Annotated in this window: 15 protein-coding genes, 1 pseudogene and 1 riboswitch; of the genes and pseudogenes, 10 read left to right on the top strand and 6 right to left on the bottom strand. The window is 52.9% G+C overall.

Annotated features, from left to right (window positions below; genetic code table 11):
• Positions 1-83 precede the first annotated feature (83 nt).
• Positions 84-2432, top strand: a complete 2349-nt coding sequence (locus Q354_RS26535; RefSeq protein WP_156948432.1) for a DUF6351 family protein — start codon at positions 84-86, stop codon at positions 2430-2432.
• A gap of 1203 nt (positions 2433-3635) precedes the next feature.
• Here the strand turns inward: Q354_RS26535 and Q354_RS0119280 are convergent.
• The gene (locus Q354_RS0119280; RefSeq protein ID WP_027859035.1) at positions 3636-4106 is read right to left on the bottom strand and encodes a hypothetical protein; all 471 of its coding nucleotides are present in this window, start codon (positions 4104-4106) and stop codon (positions 3636-3638) included.
• Positions 4107-4967: 861 nt separating this feature from the next.
• A riboswitch (cyclic di-GMP riboswitch) is annotated at positions 4968-5042 on the bottom strand.
• A gap of 532 nt (positions 5043-5574) precedes the next feature.
• Positions 5575-5802, bottom strand: a complete 228-nt coding sequence (locus Q354_RS0119270; RefSeq protein WP_027859034.1) for a hypothetical protein — start codon at positions 5800-5802, stop codon at positions 5575-5577.
• Positions 5803-6142: 340 nt separating this feature from the next.
• Here Q354_RS0119270 and hypF point away from each other — a divergent pair, with 340 nt between their 5' ends.
• Positions 6143-8479: a carbamoyltransferase HypF gene (gene hypF / locus Q354_RS0119265; protein ID WP_027859033.1), complete on the top strand. Its 2337-nt coding sequence runs from the start codon at positions 6143-6145 to the stop codon at positions 8477-8479.
• Here hypF and Q354_RS0119260 read toward each other — a convergent pair.
• Positions 8458-9903, bottom strand: coding sequence for an aminotransferase-like domain-containing protein (locus tag Q354_RS0119260; RefSeq protein WP_027859032.1), 1446 nt, complete (start codon positions 9901-9903; stop codon positions 8458-8460). The genes hypF and Q354_RS0119260 overlap by 22 nt on opposite strands.
• Positions 9904-10074: 171 nt before the next feature.
• Here Q354_RS0119260 and Q354_RS26530 point away from each other — a divergent pair, with 171 nt between their 5' ends.
• The 6 genes from Q354_RS26530 to Q354_RS0119230 all read left to right on the top strand — a co-directional run bounded on the left by Q354_RS26530 (position 10075) and on the right by Q354_RS0119230 (position 14921).
• Positions 10075-10245, top strand: coding sequence for a DUF1127 domain-containing protein (locus Q354_RS26530; RefSeq protein WP_084332694.1), 171 nt, complete (start codon positions 10075-10077; stop codon positions 10243-10245).
• Positions 10246-10302: 57 nt separating this feature from the next.
• Positions 10303-11187 carry a PhzF family phenazine biosynthesis protein gene (locus Q354_RS0119250; RefSeq protein WP_027859031.1) on the top strand — a complete coding sequence of 295 codons (885 nt, stop codon included), beginning with the start codon at positions 10303-10305 and terminating at the stop codon, positions 11185-11187.
• Between the two features lie 194 nt (positions 11188-11381).
• Complete coding sequence (locus Q354_RS0119245) at positions 11382-12305, top strand: SPFH domain-containing protein (RefSeq protein WP_036230788.1); 924 nt, start codon at positions 11382-11384, stop codon at positions 12303-12305.
• Between the two features lie 12 nt (positions 12306-12317).
• Positions 12318-12764 (top strand): NfeD family protein, encoded by a 447-nt coding sequence (locus tag Q354_RS0119240; RefSeq protein WP_027859029.1) that lies wholly within the window; start codon positions 12318-12320, stop codon positions 12762-12764.
• 137 nt (positions 12765-12901) lie between these two features.
• Positions 12902-13504 (top strand): CBS domain-containing protein, encoded by a 603-nt coding sequence (locus Q354_RS0119235; RefSeq protein ID WP_027859028.1) that lies wholly within the window; start codon positions 12902-12904, stop codon positions 13502-13504.
• Positions 13505-13739: 235 nt separating this feature from the next.
• Positions 13740-14921: a type III PLP-dependent enzyme gene (locus tag Q354_RS0119230; RefSeq protein WP_027859027.1), complete on the top strand. Its 1182-nt coding sequence runs from the start codon at positions 13740-13742 to the stop codon at positions 14919-14921.
• Between the two features lie 98 nt (positions 14922-15019).
• Here Q354_RS0119230 and Q354_RS0119225 read toward each other — a convergent pair whose 3' ends face one another.
• The gene (locus Q354_RS0119225) at positions 15020-15493 is read right to left on the bottom strand and encodes an Lrp/AsnC family transcriptional regulator (protein ID WP_027859026.1); all 474 of its coding nucleotides are present in this window, start codon (positions 15491-15493) and stop codon (positions 15020-15022) included.
• A gap of 743 nt (positions 15494-16236) precedes the next feature.
• Here Q354_RS0119225 and Q354_RS0119215 point away from each other — a divergent pair.
• On the top strand, positions 16237-17139 hold the full coding sequence (locus tag Q354_RS0119215) for a GGDEF domain-containing protein (protein ID WP_036230777.1): 903 nt from the start codon (positions 16237-16239) through the stop codon (positions 17137-17139).
• Between the two features lie 87 nt (positions 17140-17226).
• Here Q354_RS0119215 and rarD read toward each other — a convergent pair whose 3' ends face one another.
• Positions 17227-18102: an EamA family transporter RarD gene (gene rarD, locus Q354_RS0119210; RefSeq protein ID WP_027859024.1), complete on the bottom strand. Its 876-nt coding sequence runs from the start codon at positions 18100-18102 to the stop codon at positions 17227-17229.
• Positions 18103-18166: 64 nt separating this feature from the next.
• Between rarD and Q354_RS26525 the strand changes: the two genes are divergently transcribed.
• Complete coding sequence (locus Q354_RS26525) at positions 18167-19192, top strand: MBL fold metallo-hydrolase (protein WP_051560369.1); 1026 nt, start codon at positions 18167-18169, stop codon at positions 19190-19192.
• A 9-nt stretch (positions 19193-19201) separates the two neighbouring features.
• Here Q354_RS26525 and Q354_RS0119200 read toward each other — a convergent pair.
• Positions 19202-19487: pseudogene (locus tag Q354_RS0119200) on the bottom strand (IS4 family transposase); the annotation flags it as partial.

The raw sequence follows: 19487 nt of genomic DNA, 5'->3' as shown, positions 1-19487 counted from the left end.
TATATGCTTCGACCAATTGGCGAGTTGAATCAGCCTGAGACTAGAATATTGAGTAAATATATAAGAATCTTCGGGTGATCGTTGTGGGCAACTTAAAGGTTCGTTGGGGTAATCCTGGCTTCTGTTCCTGGCGGATGGTGCTGACGGTGTTGCTGCTGTTAGTCGTTTCTGGTGCTGGTTTTTTGCTGTTTTACCCGCAAAGTACAGATACAAAGTCAGTGGATAATATTGTCGAGGCTTTGCCGGCGGACAGTGTCTATCCGCTGAATATTCCTCCTTACACCGGGCCGCATCCCGGTTCCGTCGGACGTGTAGCAGATCCTTTCAGCTATCCGATTCCCGTTGGTGAAACCGGGCCCTCAGAGCACCTTTATGCCGGTCCGGCACAGTATCCGTTTTACTGCCGGACCGAGGACTCTGGCCTGGGACAGCCGCTGGTGGATAACCAGGACGGAGAGGGCACCGCTGTTTACCGCGAGATTGACGGTAAGAAGACCGATGAAGTTGTCGGTTACTCCAGGGATTGTCTGCTGAAAACCCGGGTTGCCTATTATTACAATCGCATCGGGACTGATCTGTTTTTTCCGCTGGAGGACGCCGCGGATGACATTGCGGTTGCGAATGTTGATGGTCGTGAGGTGCCCTACGTGGTCCGGGTGGAGACCGGTAGTATCAACCGTTTTATCTACGTAATTGCTGCCCTGAAGGGGGAGGGAGAAGCAGCCCCTACGGCCGATGGCTCTAACTGGAACCAGCGGCTTATTTACCAGTTCCGCGGCGGTGTGGGGATTGGCAAAGTACAGGGCAGGGCAACCCCTACTGATGTATTACACCGGCGTCACCGGGAACTGGGCAGGGGCTTTGCCGTCGCGTACTCCAGCGCCAATCAGACCAGCAATCATTACAACACCTGGCTGGCTGAGGAAACGGCTCTCCGGGTGAAGCGTCAGTTTAATGCCCTGTATGGGGAGGATCTTTATACTGTAGGTATAGGGGGATCGGGCGGTGCGATACAGCAGTACCTGATCGGCCAGAATACCCCGGATCTTATAGATGCAGCGATTCCGCTGTATTCCTATCCCGATATGATTACCCAGACCACCTATGTATTTGACTGTGAGTTACTGGCGTATTATTTCGATGTGACGGCGGCAGATAACGAACGTTGGCGCAGCTGGGAACAGCGCAGCCTGATCGAAGGGATGAAGGCCAGCGAAGGGCAACGCAGTCCACGCTTCTTCCTCTATGATCTGGCGCTGATCTTTAAAGGTCTGCGACCCAATTATTTCAGGGGTAGCTCCGAGTGCACTCAGTCCTGGCGCGGCCTCACCCAACTGGTTAACAACCCACGCTACCACCCCCACTTTTACCGCTACTCTCCGGCGGTGCGTCACAGTACGCACTGGACTTACTGGGATGACCTGAAATACCTGTTCGGGACTGATGCCTTTGGTTATGCCAACTCTACCTGGGATAACGTGGGAGTGCAGTACGGCTTAAACGGATTGCGTGGTGGGGAGATCAGTATTGATGAATTTATCCATCTCAACCGGAATATAGGTAGCTGGAAGCCACCTCAGGAGATGGAGGGTACCAGGTACTGGCACCTGAGTTCCGGGCCGGGAACGGCGCTTTATCAGTTCTCCCCCTGGAGTGAGCACAATATGCGCCTGGTTCCTGAGGGTTCCGCGGCAGCGGCACCACGCCAGAGCGGTAGCCTTAAGGCGATGCAGGCCGCATATCGTTCCGGGCAGGTGTTTATCGGTAAGCTGGATATTCCGGTTATCGATATTCGTCACTATCTGGATGACCAGCTCGATATGCACCATAGCTTTGCCTCATTTGCCACTCGGCAACGGCTGATCGAATTCCAGGGGCATGCGGATAATCAGCTGATCTGGGTAACCCGCCGGCCCCACTCTCCGATCACCGAAGCCCTCGAGTTGCTGGATCGTCGCCTGCTCGGCACGGATAGCCAGGTGGCCGCTGATTGGGCGGACGCCTGTTTTGACCATCAGGGCAAGCTGATTGCTACAGGGAATACAGTCTGGGACGGGCGTTGGAATAATCGTCCTGAGGGGCTTTGTAGCAGCACATATCCGATTTATGAGCAGAGTCGCCAGGTTGCGGGTGACAGCATCAAGGGTGATGTATTCAAGTGCCATCTGCAGCCGATAGAGCAGGCGATAGAGGGTGGTGTTTACGGAGACCAGGATCTGCAGCCCTATCTGGCAACGTTAAAAACCGTATTTCCTCAGGGTGTGTGTGACTACAGTCTCGGAGATATGGGCCGACCCGATGATCTGATTCCTGAGCGAAGAGATATTTCCCAGGTGTTGGAACTCGTGCTTCCGGAGCCAGAGGTAGGGGAAGTGGTTGAATCCGGAATAAAAGCAGCAGAAATGCCCGGCGCGGATCAGCCCCAGGGGTGATCCACCTGAGTTCGGAGCGGCTTTGTCTTTGAGACGCAGCCTTGTCGCTCGTGAGTGCTCCGTCATGCGGCCTGCTGACAGGTTTCCTGGCTGGTGGAGGTTGAGAGATCCCCCGCTGGCAGATGCTGAGCTATGCTTGAGGTAACTGGGCAGGACTGATTCTGGTTTGGCGCTTGTAACCTCAGGGGGGGCTTTCAATGCCTCAGTTCAGTCGAAGTAGTCGTATCAACTTACTGGGTTGCCATCATGATCTGCAAAGAATATTCGTAGCGGTAGGCCGCCGTTACCGGATTGAAGTCCTGCGGGGTTTCGATTCCATCGGGCAAACTACAGAGGATCGCTTGACAGGAGAAGAGGGGCGTTCTGTCACATCTCTGACGGTCAGGGTGTTAAATATGCTGTCCGAAGATGATCACTGTCATCAGTTTGTATCCGAACTTACAGATTTATCAGAGGCGCTTTATGCACGGGGGATTACCACGCACCGGTTAAGTATCCTGTCCTGCTCTGATGAGGCGTCGGGAATTCGACTTCAGTGCAGGCTGGATTAGCTGAGTCCGGCTGGGGCAGAGTGGGCGCTTCATGCGGGCGCGCTAGGATATCGCTAAAAACAGCGTCAGACGTATAACTATGTGAGGGAGTATGTGCTACCTGTCGATATATCTATAACAGAAGTAAAAGGATATACTCTGGCTTGCTAACCCATAACATGGACGTTAAATCAATGAGTTCTTTCAAATTGCCTCAGGACGAGGCTGTTAAGGATCTTCACCATCCTGCGCCGGATTGTAATTGTAAGCTGCGTACCATCAGTAATATACCGGGTGTCAGTACCATTTATTTTTGCCCCAGGTGTAACGCCTATTGGGAATTTAATGCGGATCGCGGATGGGACCTGCTGAGCAGGGAAGAGAGTGCTCCGGTGCTGCTTTCATCCTGATTGGCATTAATGAAATGTTATGGAGTCCATACCAGAAATCTTCTGATCGCCGGATTCTTCGCTTTATTCTCTTGTTCATGGAATGCTGCTGTATACGTATGTATGCGCCTCCTTGCAGCGCCAGCTACTCCTGTTTATCTCCGGCGTTTTGACAACTTAAGGTTATCAAAGGCCTGTCAGCTTATTCAGCCCTATTTGCCTTTGATTCGGAGCACCGGATTCAGATCTTGGTGATGGCTTTGTATCCGGTACTCCTGGTTTGTTTACGCCAGCGGTACGATCAGGTTGAGCAGGAAAATTGTAATAACAACCATGAGAGCGCTATAAGTGCGGGACTTAGTGCTAACCTGATCAGACTGAAGAGCTGCGGCAAAGTGGCTGATATAGGCTGTAACATAGGCGTAAGCCAGGCCAATGATGGTCAGGCCGACCAGAATGCGAACCTTCGCCTGCACAAGATCATTAAGCGCCAGCTCCAGCACGATACTGGAAGCCGCGAGCGTAGCGGCCATTGCAACAATGCCTCCGCGCAGCCACTGACCCAGCAGTTGCTGCAGCGCTTCAGGAATACGGTAAGACTTATAGGACAGCTGCAACAAGCTGAAAAGGACCAGATAGCAGACGGTAAACGGGTAGATCGCTGTCGACAGGGCGCCACTGATTGTCTCTGCATAGGGTACAAAGAAGTAGCCAAGCAGGGCGAGTGCAGCAATCAGCAGAAGTTGTGCTGTCATTTCGGTCCTGAAATGGTTCAGCGATTGCGTTTGCGCAGTTTGAAGGGCGAGGCTCAGATCCTCTGGAAGTGAAAATCCGCGGGTATTGGAAGTCATTTCGCTCATATCCAGGTTGTAAAGCTGCAGTTATATTATGAGACAGCTATCCGAAACGTAGGAAGATATCCCGGCTGGTTGCAGAAATCTGCAGGGTTAGCTGCTTAGGGCTTATCGTTTCAAAGAACGTGACACATGAAAAGACCCGGGGCACTAGAAATTTCATCTGATAAGAGAAGCATCTATCTACCCGGCCTGAAGCTGAAAGCGTCCATGGACAGTCAGAACGGCGGTATATCTGATAAGAGGTCCAGAATCACAGCACGCTCAGGCGCTGTGTTCTGGAGGTGCAGGCACAGATAATTGAAGGGGTGTGCCTGCAAGGGGAGGCTACATCCGGTTTTCCGGATTCAATTACAGTGCTATTGGTGGCGTGCGATCGCTGCAAACAGCTTAAGCAGTGCCGCTCGTTGGGCTTTTGTCAGCCCCTGCTGTTTGCGTGCCGGTTCGTCGGCAGCGTAGTGATTCTCCGGCATTCCATCGCCCTGGCAGAAGTGTATACCGTGGCTCGCGCCGGAATCGGGTGGTGTTGTGGATGTAAACCGATTGCAATCGGTACACTCGGACAAGCAGCCTTCATGAGCGAGGCTGTGGCTACTATAGAGCATGCTGCTGAAGCCCAGCGCGACGAGAAATACAGTCACTGCTGCAGATCTGCCACGAGGTAGTCCACAGATAACCGGGGCTGATTGGGTAAGCATCTTTATCTCCGCAAATACTTAATGCGGAAAGATCCCTCGACTTACTTGTCCGGAACTTTCTCCCTTCGGTAACCCGGCCATCCGCTTGGGACCCGTGGCTTTGCGTCCCTCAATTGCTTGAGGTTTGCCCTTGTCGTGAGAGGATCTTTCGATTTCAGAAAGTCTTTCAAACGTATGTTTGGCTATCGGCCAGACAGTTAGCCACTTTAGCGGCTATCAAAAAAAAATCAAACGCTTATTTTAATCGGGCGGAAGGATGGGGTGATGCTTGATTTGGATCACTTTGAGCCACAGGCTGCGTCCATGACTTCATGGCAGAAGGCCTGCAGGTCTGTTGGACATTGTCAGTACAGAATAACTGCTGAATGATTCAGCGGTGGTCTTAATGTAAGTCGTTCTGACGGGCTTGGCAGAAATTGGCGAAAATGATTATCGATGTGTGCAGTTTTGAGAGAGCAGTTTATTACTTCACTCAGTACCGGAGGTGTACGGAGATATCCGGGTACTATCACTATGTACAGGCACTGCGTACAGGCGAGTCAGCGCCGTAGCTAAACCTTGTGGCGGTCGCGATTGCTGTCTTAGAAAAGAGTGAGCGGGTATGCAGTGAAACAGCGCTGTCAAAATGCGGAAAATGGCTGCGCGTGCAACCCGCCAAAATCAGGAATAACTCAGCGTCTTGCTATTTCTCGCATCAATCCGCTTAAATCCAGCCCCTGAAGTTCCGCAAGGTCCTCTACTTTGCTGGTGTAGTTGGGAACCGAGCGCATTTTCTTTTCTTTTTGAGCCGCTTCAAATTCCTTTTTTTCTACAATTTTCTTTTGTAGTACTTCCTGTACACGATCAAGTTGTTCATTGTCGAGTGACATCAGCCACTCAGTAATGTCATTACTACTCATCTGTGTCTGCTAAATAATCTCATAACTGAATATCGCTTCCAGAACAGGCCTTATATTGCCAAAATGACTAGGTCGATCGTGAAAGGGTATTGACAGTTAATTATTATGAATTTTAAGGAATGTTCGGGGTGTCTTGGCTGTTTTTTGCCAGTCACCGGTATAATAACCGATCAATCCGCTAATATAAAATTTTTAACCGATCTGGTTGTTTGTTATACAGCTGTTCGGCCAGTAAGTACTGAATAAGTAAAGATCATAATCTGCATAATTTAAAGCCAGCTTAAAAAATCGCGCTCAATGCAGGTATCAAATCTATTCTGAACCGGACGGTATCGAACCCATGGCAGTTTTTAGACAAGCTTATCAAATAAGAGTTCGCGGACTCGTACAGGGGGTGGGATTCCGGCCGTTTGTCTGGCAAATAGCCCGTCGCCTGAATGTGTCTGGAAGCGTCCGTAATGATGCCAGTGGTGTACTTATAGAGTTACGGGCATTCCCGGCTGAGGTTGATCAGTTTGTTGAGTTGCTAAAGGCAGAGCTGCCGCCTCTGGCCCGGCTAACGAGCCTTGATATCAGTACGACCGATGCGACCATTAGTGAAAGCGGATTTAGTATCATAGCCAGCCAGCAGGGGGGTGTCGAAACGGGTAGCGTTCCAGATGCCGCGACCTGCAGTGCTTGTCTTGCCGAATTATCCACCCCTGCAGATCGTCGCTTTGGCTACCCGTTTATCAATTGTACTCACTGCGGTCCCAGATTCAGTATCACGCGGGGCATCCCCTATGATCGGTCAAATACCACGATGTCTGAGTTTGCTATGTGTCCGGCCTGTCAGCAGGAGTATGAAGATCCTGCAGACCGGCGCTTTCATGCTCAGCCTAATGCCTGCGCAAAATGCGGGCCCAAGGTCTGTTTACTGGATAAGAACGGTAAATGGCTCGATGTGGATGATCCGTTTATTGTCCTGCAGCAGCGTATCGCAGCGGGTACGATCGTCGCAATTAAAGGCCTGGGGGGATTTCATCTCGTTTGCGATGCAACCAATGAAGAGGCGGTCAGAACGTTGCGGCTGCGAAAATGCCGTCCGGCTAAACCCTTTGCACTGATGGCGGCGGATACTGATGTAGTTTCGCGTTATGTAAAGCTCAGTGACCATGCCCGAGAGCTGCTCAGCTCGCGGGTTGCGCCGGTTGTGTTGTTAGACCGTGCCGATATTGGTGGGGCAGGCGTTGCGGACGCTGTAGCACCGGGGATTCCGCGCCTGGGGTTTATGTTGCCCTATACACCGCTGCATCACCTGTTACTGACCGGAGTCTCCTATCCTCTGGTGATGACGTCGGGTAATCCGGCAGGGGCTCCTCAGTGTATTGATAATGACGAGGCGCTACAGCAACTGTCATCCATTGCCGATCTGTTTCTTATGCATGACAGGGTAATTTACAGCCGCGTGGATGATTCAGTGGTGCAGCTTGAAGAGGGGCGCGCACGCTACCTGCGTCGCGCCCGCGGGGCTGCGCCGGAGCCGTTGCTGCTACCGCCCGGTTTTAAAGTTGATACACCGTTGCTCGCACTGGGGGGAGAGTTAAAAAGCACAATCTGTCTGGTGCAGCAGGATCAGGCAATACTGTCCCAGCATCTCGGGGATCTGGAAGATGCCAGGACCTACAGCGCCTTTGAGGAGACAATTGACCTCTACTGTGAACTCTATCAGCATCGGCCGGGTCTGGTGGCAATGGATAAGCATCCGGAATACCTGTCGACAAAATATGGCTTGGCGATGGCCGCTGAGCAACATATTCCGCTGGTCCAAGTGCAGCATCATCATGCCCATATTGCCAGTTGTCTGGGGGAGAATGCCTACCCGCAGGATGGAGAAGCTGTCCTGGGTATCTGTCTCGATGGCCTTGGGTTCGGTGATGATGGCGCTATCTGGGGAGGTGAGCTTCTGCTGGCAGATTATCGTCAATCCAGGCGCCTTGGCTCACTAAGGCCTTTCGAGCTTGCCGGCGGTACTAATGCGATCAGGGAGCCCTGGCGTTGTCTCTACTCCCAGTTGCGGCAAAGTCTGACGCCTGAGCAGCTGCAGTCAGCCCCTGATACCTGGCCTGATCTGGCGTCGAAACCCTGTGCAACGCTGGCACGGATGATTGATAAGCAGCTGAATGCTCCGGCTGCCAGTTCATGTGGACGCCTATTCGATGCTGTTGCCGCTGCACTGGATTGTAGTTTCTCCTCGATCAGCTATGAGGGGCAGGCTGCGATCGAACTGGAAGCATTGGCCGCAGGCTGCCTGCAGGCGGTCGATCCCTATCAGCTTGATCTTGATGATACTGATGATGTTCTGCTACTGGACTGGCGGCCTCTGTGGCCGCAGATCATTCAGGATCTGAGAGTCCGGCGGCCCCGGCAGGAGGTCGCAATGGCCTTTCACTTGGGATTGGTCAAGGCGTTAACGGCGATGGTGCTGGTGCTGCGCAATCGTCACCACTTCGAGCATGTAGCGCTAAGTGGCGGTGTCATGCAAAACCGCCTGCTACATGGGGCTTTGCGGCAGGCGCTGGATTCAGAAGGCCTGACTGTTTTCAGTCAGAATCGTCTGCCAGCCAATGATGGTGGCCTGGCCTTTGGTCAGGCGTTGGTGGCGCTGGCCCGGCGTCAGCCCCCGGGCGCTGATTGATCGTTTGCTGAATGATTTGCCAGCTCCGTGGCAATGTCGCCAACCCGTTTGATTGCGGCATGATAGTTGTCGTCAGGAGGGAAGGCATAGTTTAGCCGGATGCAGTTACGGTACTTACCGGATGCGGAAAAGATGACGCCGGGAGCGATCTGGATCTGGTACTGCATCACACGGCTGTTAAGAGTGACGGAGTCCACGGTTTCCGGCAGTTCGATCCAGAGCAGGAACCCTCCCTGGGGGCAGGTCATTCGGGTTCCTGACGGAAAATAGTTCTCTATCCATGGGATAACGCTGTCCCGCGCACGTTGGTACTGCTGGCGAACTTTGCGAAGATGGCGTTCGTAGTACCCCTGGGCAATAAACTCAGCGACAGCCAGCTGAGGGATCGATGAGCTGCCAGCGGTAGATACATATTTCTGGTGCAGTACCTGCTCCCGGAAGCGGCCGGGGGCGACCCAGCCGACCCGCAGGCCTGGTGCCAGCGTCTTCGAAAACGAACTGCACATCAGAACCCGGCCCTCGGTATCGAAGGATTTCAGCGTCCTGGGGCGGGGGTAGCTGTAACCGAGGTCACCATAGATATCATCTTCGATAATCGCCAGATCATAACGCTCGGCAAGCTTCAGCAAGGCCTGCTTCCTTTCGTCCGGCATACAGTAGCCAAGCGGGTTATTATAGGTGGGTACCACCAGAATGGTACTGATCGGCCATTGTTCCAGGGCCAGCTCCAGTGCCTCGATGCTGATACCTGTTTCGGGGTGGGTGGGAATTTCTATGACCTTGAGACCGTTGGCGCGTATGGTCTGCATCGAACCGTAGAATCCGGGAGAGTCCACGGCGATCACATCACCGGGTTTTGTCACGGCTCGCATGCTGATGGAAAGGCCTTCCTGACAGCCGGAAGTCACGATCAGGTCATCAGGATGTAGTCGGCATCCTGAATCGACCATGATGCGGGCAATCTGTATCCGTAGCTCTTCAACACCGCGAAGATCGTCATAGATCAGTCCGCGTGCGCCTATATTGCGGCTGATATCGCTCATCAGCTTCTGCAACGGCTTCAGCGAAGCTGTCTCGACATCAGGCAGTCCGCGTCCCAGAATCTGCCGGCTGTTGCTGTGAGGTGCGAAAAGCAGCCGGGTCACTTCATCCCACTGTGATACTTCAAGCGGACGTTGCGCCGGGCGACTGATGCCGGGAAGCTGAGGGGATGGTGCGGGTGCGGTGACATAGTAGCCGGACTTGGGCCGGGCCCGGGCCAGGCCGCGGTCTTCCAGCAGACGATAGGCTTCCTGCACCGTGGCGATACTGACATGGTGTTCCTGACTCATTGCCCGTATAGAGGGCAGCTTATCGCCTGAGGCATAGTAGCCATCTTGTATCCGGCTGGCTATTTCATCAGCAACGCGTTCGTATAGATTCATGACAGTTCGATAATGAATTGATTTATAGCATGACAGAATGTTCGAAATGTAGCAGTACAGATTGGTGGCGGCAACAACTGTCATGGTTGAATTTGTTTCGGCTGAATCTGTAATGGTTTTTAGTCTTTCTCTAATATGATTCTTCAAGATCAACAGACCGAGGAGATCATCATGTTAGCGATCGAGTTTCTTCGCCAGCTACTGGCGCTTTTTAAACGCCTGCGTCAGCGTAGCCGGTCACGTCGACAACTGGCACAGCTGGATGACTGTGCGCTAAAAGATATAGGCTTGAGCCGCCGCAGTGCCGTGACTGAGGCATCGAAGCCGTTCTGGCAACCCTGAGTCGTAGTGGTGCCGGACAGGGTCAGGATAACGGGATTGAACAAGGAGTGACGAAAGATGCAGAAATTTAAGTACTACACACTGGATGTCTTTACCGACAGGCCATTTGGAGGTAACCCGTTAGCAGTATTTACCGATGCCGCGACACTGGATACCACAATGATGCAGCAGATAGCCACCGAGCTGAATCTTTCAGAAACCGTGTTTATCACCGGTGAAATGGACGCAGGCAGAGTGCCTGTCCGGATCTTTACGCCAACGACGGAGATTCCGTTTGCAGGTCACCCTACGGTTGGAACCGCCTTGCTGCTGGATAAACTCGGCTGGTTGAGCGCGGAGAGTGAGCGCGTTGTATTGCAGGAAGGTATCGGGGATGTGTCGGTGGTGTTGGATAGGGAGCGTGCTGTGGCGTGCTTTCAGACTGCTCAGCTGCCTCGGGTAAACACGTCAGGTCTGAGCAGGATGCAGGCGGCCGAATTGCTGGGGCTAAGACCGGAGCAGGTGGTTGCTGAACCGGTAATAGGTGACTGCGGGCTGCCGTTTCAGCTTATTGAGCTGAAAGATCTGGCGGCTGTGAGTGAAGCTGAACTGGATCTTACACTGTGGCGAAGATATCTGCGGGATGCTGAAGCCTGTTCGGTGTATCTGTTCTGTCGTCAGGGCCTGCAGGCTGATATTCGCGCCCGGATGTTCGATCCCGGTTTTAATATTCCCGAAGATCCGGCAACTGGCAGTGCAGCAGCGGCACTGGCCGGGACGCTGGCTATAACCGACAGCGTTTCTGGTGAGCAACACTACCTGATTGAGCAGGGAGTCGAGATGGGACGGCCGTCCTACATTACAACCCGGGTAGTGTCCGATAGAGCGGGTGTGGAGGCGGTGTATGTGAGTGGTCAGGCGGTACTGATGAGCGAGGGGAGTTTTTTACTCCCCGGCCTTTAATGTCTCAGTAAAAAGTCCTATCAAAAGGTGATTTCCCGGCTAAGCTGTGAGAAGCTTTGAACTCAGGGTCCCTGCAAATAAGTCCGAAACACCTCTGGCCTTCAGAGCCATCTTATCTCCGTGTTAGTGATTTAGCCCGGCAGGTGTCCCTGAGACAAGCTGCATGAGTTAAGAACATAAAAAAGGAGTTTGATGTGTTCGGCTTCGCCTTTGAAATCACCGTTGCCGCGATTCTGTTGCTGGCAATGGTCGTTATCTTTTCCGGTATCAAAATGGTACCTCAGGGTCACCACTGGACAGTGGAGCGGTTTGGCCGCTTTACCCGTACTTTGATGCCTGGCCTCAATATTATTATCCCCTTCGTCGATGGTGTTGGTTTCAAGCAGAACATGATGGAGCAGGTGCTCGATGTGCCTCCCCAGGAAGTGATCAGCGCTGATAACGCCATGGTGACTACCGATGCCGTATGCTTTTTTCAGGTGCAGGACGCTGCACGGGCCAGCTATGAGGTCAACGATCTGACCCGCGCGATGCAGAATCTGGTAATGACCAATATACGTGCTGTACTTGGTTCGATGGAGCTGGATGAGATGCTGAGCAATCGTGATGCGATCAACAACCAGTTGCTAAGTAAAGTCGATGAAGCTACCGACCCCTGGGGAGTGAAAGTTACCCGCGTGGAAATCCGGGATATTGCCCCTCCGCAGGATCTTGTGGATGCCATGGCGAATCAGATGAAGGCCGAAAGGGAGAAGCGTGCTGCGATTCTTTCGGCCGAAGGTGAGCGTGAGGCTGCTATTGCGGTGGCGGAAGGTGAAAAGCGCGCGCAGATTTTGCGGGCTGAAGGTGAGAAGGAAGCGGCCTTCAGGGAAGCGGAAGCGCGCGAGCGCGCTGCTGAAGCTGAAGCCCGGGCTACCCAGGTGGTTTCTGCTGCCATCGCCCAGGGCAACGGCCAGGCACTGAACTACTTCATTGCCCAGAAGTACACCGACGCCATCCGGGATATCGCGTCGGCTGACAACAGCAAGATAGTCATGATGCCGTTGGAGGCATCTGATCTGATCGGGTCTCTGGCTGGTATGAAAGAGTTGTTTAACAACTCCACGCGCAATCAGTAAGGGAGAGCAGAGATGGAACTGAATGATCTTACCCATTGGCACTGGCTGATCATTGCGACGGTGTTGCTGATTGCCGAGGTCTCAGGTGCTGCCGGCTTTCTGCTGGGGCTGGCGGCTGCCGCCCTGATACTCGCGATTATGCTGGTGATGGAGTGGGTTGTGGACTGGCAGCATCAACTGCTGTGGTACGCGCTTTTCAGTGTGGTTTTCACCCTGCTGTATTGGGTGATGTTCCGGAAATTTAATCGCACGACTACAGCGCCATTGCTGAATAACCGGGCCGCCCAGCTGGTGGGTCGCAGAATCGTACTGTCGGATGCTATAGAGGCGGGCGAGGGTAAGGTTATGATTGGTGATACCTACTGGAAAGTCCGTTGTGAAACTGATCTGGCGCCGGGGGCCCGGGTAGAAGTTGTCGGGTCTGATGGCATGGTATTGCTGCTCGCACCGCTTAGCTGAATGTACTGTCTGCGCCTGCTTCTGTTGCTCATACTACTCTTCTGACGGCGGCTTCGACCGCATCGGCTTATCTAACTGCCGCCAATCGCTGAAACAGCAGCTATCCTGAATAGACAATAAATACACAGGGAGCTGTTATGTTTCAGGAATTCTATCCCATCAGATTGCAAGGGGCCTCTGAAGTCAATTTCCTGCTGAAACCGGAACGGGAGCAGGATAAGGTCGATCTGCGCAGCCCGGCACTCGGAGTGATGACCGACTTTTCGAAGATTAGCCCCGTCACAATCGAAGAGACCAGTGGGCTCGGTGATGCCCTGGAATATATGAAAAGCCAGCATGTTCGGTTACTGCTGGCTGTGGATGGTCAGGGGAACTTTAGCGGCATAGTGACGGCTGGCGATTTAGTAGGCGATAAACCGATGGCGATCATGGAAACACACGGTATGAGCCGGGACCAGGTTCAGATCCGGCATATTATGCTGCGCAAGGAAAATATCCGTGCATTAACCTACGAGCAGATTCAGCAATCCCGTATCGGCGACGTCATGCTTACCCTCAAGGGCTCCGGAGACCAGCATGCACTGGTGGTCGATGAAAGCTACGCCGGTGTCAAACGTCTCAGGGGGTTGATCTCCGCCAGTGATATTTCCCGACTGTTGAAAATACGCTTTGACGTAATGTACGAAGTCAAAAGTTTTGCGGAGATTGAACGGGTTATTACGCAGGGGCAGGGGCTGTAGAGTTTCTCTGAAATACCAGGCTGAAGGAGCGGCAGCGCTGCCGGATCGGCCGGATTCGGAAACTTGATGTCGCAATAGATAAAGATCAGAACGGCCAGCGTCTGCGCCTCGTTCAAAGCACTCAAATAAAGCTTGCGCGGGTACAGTGTTGCTCTATACTTCGCGAAATTGAGCCCGTGCCACTGGTGGGCTTATTGTTATCTGAATTAATAATCGCTGCAGGAATCCGACCGCATTGGAACCTAATACCTTTTCTCTTCCGGAGCACGTCAGTCCGGAGATGTGGAAGCGCATTAAGACGTTTGCTGAGAACAAAGAAACGCCATTTCTGGTATTGGACATCGACGATATTCGCCGCAAGTATGATCAGTTGGTGAATGGTTTTGATTACGCCAATGTCTACTATGCCGTAAAAGCCAACCCGGCCGATGAGATTATCTCGATGCTGGCAGAGCAGGGCTCAAACTTCGATATCGCTTCCACCTACGAGCTGGACAAAGTCCTGAAGTACGATGTGGCGCCGGAGCGGATGAGCTTTGGTAATACCATTAAGAAGCGTGCCGATATCGCCTACTTCCATGAAAAGGGTGTATCCCTTTATGCCACCGATTCGGAAGCCGATCTGCGTAATATCGCCGAATATGCCCCGGGTTCCCGGATCTATATTCGTGTTCTGACAGAGGGCTCTGAAGGTGCTGACTGGCCGCTGTCACGCAAATTCGGCTGTAACCCTGAAATGGCGGTCGAATTGGCGGTGCTGGCACGGGATCTTGGGCTGGAGCCATACGGCGTATCCTTCCATGTCGGTTCGCAGCAGCGCGATATTGATGTCTGGGATGGTGCTATTGCCAAGGTTAAGGTGATTTTCGAACGCCTTAAGAATGAATTCGATATCGCCCTGAAGATGATCAACATGGGCGGTGGGTTTCCTGCGACCTATCTCTACAAAACGAATGAATTTGATGTTTATGTAGAGGAGATTACCCGCTTCCTGAAGGAAGATTTCGGGGACGAGATTCCTGAGATTATTCTTGAGCCGGGACGTTCGCTGGTAGCTGATGCCGGTGTGCTGGTGTCTGACGTTGTACTGATTTCACGTAAGTCGGCAACTGCGCTGGAGCGTTGGGTCTACACCGACGTTGGTCTGTTTAACGGACTGATCGAAACCATGGGAGAATCGATCAAGTATCAGATTATTACCGAGCGCAGTGGAGAGGCTGAGGGGGTCATCCTGGCGGGACCAACCTGTGACAGCCTGGATATAATGTACGAATCACACAAGTATGAGCTGCCCCTGTCCCTTGAGATCGGTGACCGCCTTTACTGGACATCGACAGGTGCTTATACCACCAGTTACAGCTCGGTGGAGTTCAACGGCTTCCCGCCGCTGAAATACTACGTATTACCGGCTGAGTGATTCGCTTCCTCCGGCACTGTGCCAGAACAAAAAACGCCCGCATTCATGCGGGCGTTTTACTTTATACAGCTGCTTTAAGCCATAGCTATGACTAAGGGTCAGATATGGCTCAGTGGCAGCTCGGTGGTGTTCTTCACTTCAGTCATTGTGATATAGGACTGGGCTTCCAGTATATGGGGTAGCTGCAGTAACTTGCGGCGCATGAAGTGCTCGTAGCTTTCGATATCCCGCGTAACTACCCGCAAGGCATAGTCCATACCGCCGGTGATGGTGTAACACTCGACGACTTCGGGGTATCCGACAATCGCATCTTCAAACTCGGTCAGCATCTTCCAGCCGTGGCTGGACAGCTTGATATTGACCATCACCACTATGCCCAGTCCGAGCTTTTGCCGGTCCAGCAGAGCAACCCGCTCACGAATAATGCCGCTCTCCTGCAGACGGTTGATACGCCTCCAGCAGGGGGATTGAGACAGGCCGACTTTATCCGCGATCTCTGTCGCCGAGAGTGAGCCGTCTTTCTGTAGCAGCTGCAGGATCTTGCGATCGATATGATCCAGTTCTTCTGACATGATTACCAAGCGTTTACCTGAGGCAGAAAGGGAAGGTGAAGCAGGTTTTATTATGCATCAGCGGTCACTGAAAAGTGCAAACGGCAGGCAAAAAAAGACCGGCTACTCCGAAGGCCTCAGAGTGCCGGTGCGTAAAAAGAGATTGACTTAACAAAGCCGCCTGAGGGAGTGGGCGGCTCTGGGTGCATCCGGCCCCGTTGCCAGATGCCGACGACATGAGATAAGTACCCCGAGTACATACCACACGCAACCGTATCGAACGGATCAAATAAGTGATCCGGCCAAGCTGATTTAAAGATTCAGGGACACACGGGATTAAGCTCCCGCGATACCTTCATCAAAGGCAGTTGCACGCAATATCAGAGATGCTGTCATTGCAGGCTGGTGCCCAATCGATGGAGCATATTCTAGAGATAGAGTAGTGCATAGTTGATGCCAAATAATGGATATTTTGCGGTATTGGCGCATAATTAATTCCTGAAAGCTGATGAATATGAATTGTGCATGCAGGCGTAATGCTTTGGTCGAATCGGGCGCCGATTATCCCGCGGACAGGCTGGCAGAGAGCCGGATACTCTGCTGTTTTGATAGCAAGGCAGATGTGATACTGAGTGTGGTGCGATGCCTTCGTTGACTAAAAATTTGCTTACCATCAGGGAGTTATTCCCGCGTTAGGGCTGAACATCATCCTTAGGCTGTGCTATAAACCTTGATGTAGATGCACCAACAAGAGGAGTTATCGGATGTCTGAGGGTCAGGGACTCACCAGGGATCGCCTGCAAACACTGCTGGGTACAATGGAGCAGTCAGTTTTTTACATTGGATCTGAAGGTGAAATAGAGAGTTGCTCCCCGGGTGCTGCCGGCTGGATGAACGCTGATTATATTCAGGGTAAACGTCTTGATGAGCTGTTTAATGCCGATCTGGTGAAACAACTCTATGCGATGCTGGATAGGGTGCGTACCTCCGGGCAGTCTGAAACTATCGAAACACAGCTGAGGCCGATCCAGTTGCCTGAATTAAAGGCGGCGGGTCTGGCAGAAGCTATCTGGGTGAAAATGACACTGGGTGGCAATCTCAGTGAATCTGTATTGCTGATGCAGGATATTACGGTACAGAAACGCCTCAGTCGTAAGGTTACCAGTCAGGCGCAGCGTGATCCGTTAACCGGTGCCTTTAACCGGCGCTCTCTGGTACCGGTGCTGGGCCAGGCGATGGCACAGGCGCAGCGCTACGACTGGGTATGCTCCCTGATGCTGATCGATATTGATCACTTTAAGGCGATCAACGACGAGCACGGCTGGGATGCGGGAGATCAGATCCTGCAGCAACTGGTTACCTCTCTGCATGCCCTGAAACGTACAGCCGATTTCCTGGCGCGCTTCGGAGATGATGAACTGGCGATATTCCTGCCTGAGACTAATCAGGAGCAGGCTCTGCTGGCTGCAAATCGCGTATTGCAGGCGGTGCATGCCCTGGAGATTCCGTACCAGACAGGAGATCTGAAGTTCACTGTCAGTGTGGGTATCTCTACCCTGGAAGGGCCGGAAGATTCTGTAACCAGCATGATTAAGCGTGCTGAAGAGAACTTGTTTATCGCTCGCCAGAGCGGTGGTGACAGGGCCGAGGGCGACAGCTCTGCCTGAGCGGTGCAACTGCCAACAGGCTTAAGTTGTTAAATAAAAAAAGAGGCGCAAGCGCCTCTTTTTTTGTCTGTAACAGAGGCTGCTTGTTCAGGTCTGCTTCCGGACTCGCCTGATGGTATCCACACTGAAAATAATCAATGCCAACCAGATAAAACAAAAGCTGATCAGTCGCTGGGTTGATAGCTCATCGCCCAGAATGAAGACGCCGGACAGGAACTGCAGTGACGGTGCAATATAGATCATAAAGCCCAGCACGGTAAGACTTAGATGCTTGGCCGCTGCAGCGAAGGCTAGCAGCGGTACCGCAGTCATGATACCGGCAGCGATCAGTAACAGGCCGTTGGCAGCGGCATCAAAATGATTGGTGTCAGTACCAAGCAGCCAAAGCCAGTAACCCAGCGCCAGCGGCAGTAATACCAGCGTCTCCACCATCAGCCCGGTTACCGTATCGACGGCAGTCTGTTTGCGGATCAGTCCATAAGTACCAAAAGAAAATGCCAGTACCAGGGCGATCCAGGGCAGGCTGCCGCTAACCAGGACCTGATAGATAACCCCCACCAGGGCCAGGACTACGGCGATAAGCTGGGCGCGGCTGAGGGACTCTTTCAGGAACATAGTCGCGAGCAAAACACTGACCAGTGGATTAATAAAGTATCCCAGGCTGCTATCGATAATGCGCCCCTGAGATACCGCCCAGATATAGACCAGCCAGTTGATTGCAATCAGCAGGGATGATGCAATAAGACGCAGTAGCAGGGACCGATCACGCAAAGCACGCAGTACGGCATGCCAGTTCGATTTCAGGCTCAGGATGACTGCCACCAGCACAAATGACCAGATAATGCGATGAGCCAGCACTTCCGCAGAGGGGATGTGGCGCAGCAGATGGAAAAACAGTGCGAAGCTGCCCCAGATAAGGTAAGCCGTCAGGGCATAGGTCAGTCCCTTATTATCCTGGTTCAATAGCGTGACTCCGCAGAAAAGCAGCGATTCTAGTGCTTTTACTGGCGGCTAGATAGGGGAGTTTATGTATATCACTTTTCTGGGCACCTCCTCCGGGTCGCCCAGCCGTCAGCGCAATGTTAGTGCTACGGCGCTGCAGCAGGCAGGAAGTAAGCACTGGATTCTGGTGGATTGCGGCGAAGCAACCCAGCATCAGCTGCTGCGCACTGCGCTATCACCGCTGAAGCTGAAGGCCGTGCTGATCACCCATATCCATGGTGATCACTGTTATGGCCTGCCGGGATTGCTGGCCTCTGCCCAGTTGTCCGGGCGAACAGAGCCATTGCTGATTATTGCGCCCGCTGCGATTGAGCAATACCTGAATGCTGTTATCAGCATTACACAGATGCAGCTGAATTATGAGATTCGCTTTATCGCGGTAGAGTCCTATTGTAATGACCAGAGTATTGCCGGCTTTGATATCAGGGTGGTCGCCTTAAATCACCGTGTCGCCAGTTATGCTTACCGCTTTACCGAGAACAACGTGCCACGCCGATTGCGCAAGGAGCTGCTTCAGCAGCAGGGCGTTCCATCCGGGCCTGAGTGGGGCTTGTTGCAGAAAGGGCGGGACGTCTATCTGGCAGATGGCCGTTTATTGCGCGGGAATGATTACTCTGAGGCTGCCCGTAGCGCACGCAGCCTGATTATTGCCGGTGATAACGATGATCCGTCGTTGCTGAAAAACGCCATCACAGAATGTGAATTACTGGTACATGAGGCAACCTATACCGAAGCGGTGCTGCAACAGGTTGGTGAAGCGCCGCAGCATAGCTCGGCAGCCCGGGTAGCGGCATTCGCACAGTCGGTCGGATTACCTCACCTGATTCTGACCCATTTCAGCCCGCGTTATCAGGCAGGCGAACCTAAACGGGGTAACAGTATCGATGAAATCCGGGCTGAAGCGGCAGCCATCTACACCGCGGACCTGCAGCTGGCAAATGACTTTGACTGTTTCTGGCTAAAGACAGATGGCGAGCTGCTATGCCTGGATGCCAGGGCGATAAAACGAAACGGCGGCCGGGCAGACAAAGAAAAAGCCACTGCTAAGTAGCAATGCCGTTCACTTAAGCGGGGCAGCACTGCGATCAACCGGATAGCGGGTCTTGCTCATTTTCACCGTCCTGGGTCTTGAAGGCCTGGGACGGTAGTGGATGCACAACTCACCTATGCCGGATCTTAAGTTCGCTAATCGCTGCCCTGTTTTGGATACAGGCTGAGCCTGAGCCATCACGATTAGTTGGCTGGCAATGTAACAATAGGCCGCTTTAAAACTTATCTCGCTTGGCGTTCTCTGATAAGCGATGGCTGCCAGCGCGGCCTCCCGGCGGATCACATTGTAAGCGAGC

This window comes from Marinobacterium jannaschii DSM 6295, from assembly GCF_000620085.1.
GTDB classification, from domain to species: Bacteria; Pseudomonadota; Gammaproteobacteria; order Pseudomonadales; family Balneatricaceae; genus Pontibacterium; species Pontibacterium jannaschii.
Note: the sequence above shows the minus strand (reverse complement) of the source record. Positions and strands in the feature narration are given on the sequence as shown.

Coding starts and splice junctions, on each gene's coding strand:
- Q354_RS0119280 (WP_027859035.1), bottom strand. CDS start 4,106: ATGACAGCACAACTTCTGCTGATTGCTGCACTCGCCCTGCTTGGCTAC.
- Q354_RS0119270 (WP_027859034.1), bottom strand. CDS start 5,802: ATGAGTAGTAATGACATTACTGAGTGGCTGATGTCACTCGACAATGAA.
- hypF (WP_027859033.1), top strand. CDS start 6,143: ATGGCAGTTTTTAGACAAGCTTATCAAATAAGAGTTCGCGGACTCGTA.
- Q354_RS0119260 (WP_027859032.1), bottom strand. CDS start 9,903: ATGAATCTATACGAACGCGTTGCTGATGAAATAGCCAGCCGGATACAA.
- Q354_RS26530 (WP_084332694.1), top strand. CDS start 10,075: ATGTTAGCGATCGAGTTTCTTCGCCAGCTACTGGCGCTTTTTAAACGC.
- Q354_RS0119250 (WP_027859031.1), top strand. CDS start 10,303: ATGCAGAAATTTAAGTACTACACACTGGATGTCTTTACCGACAGGCCA.
- Q354_RS0119240 (WP_027859029.1), top strand. CDS start 12,318: ATGGAACTGAATGATCTTACCCATTGGCACTGGCTGATCATTGCGACG.
- Q354_RS0119235 (WP_027859028.1), top strand. CDS start 12,902: ATGTTTCAGGAATTCTATCCCATCAGATTGCAAGGGGCCTCTGAAGTC.
- Q354_RS0119225 (WP_027859026.1), bottom strand. CDS start 15,493: ATGTCAGAAGAACTGGATCATATCGATCGCAAGATCCTGCAGCTGCTA.
- Q354_RS0119215 (WP_036230777.1), top strand. CDS start 16,237: ATGTCTGAGGGTCAGGGACTCACCAGGGATCGCCTGCAAACACTGCTG.
- Q354_RS26525 (WP_051560369.1), top strand. CDS start 18,167: ATGTATATCACTTTTCTGGGCACCTCCTCCGGGTCGCCCAGCCGTCAG.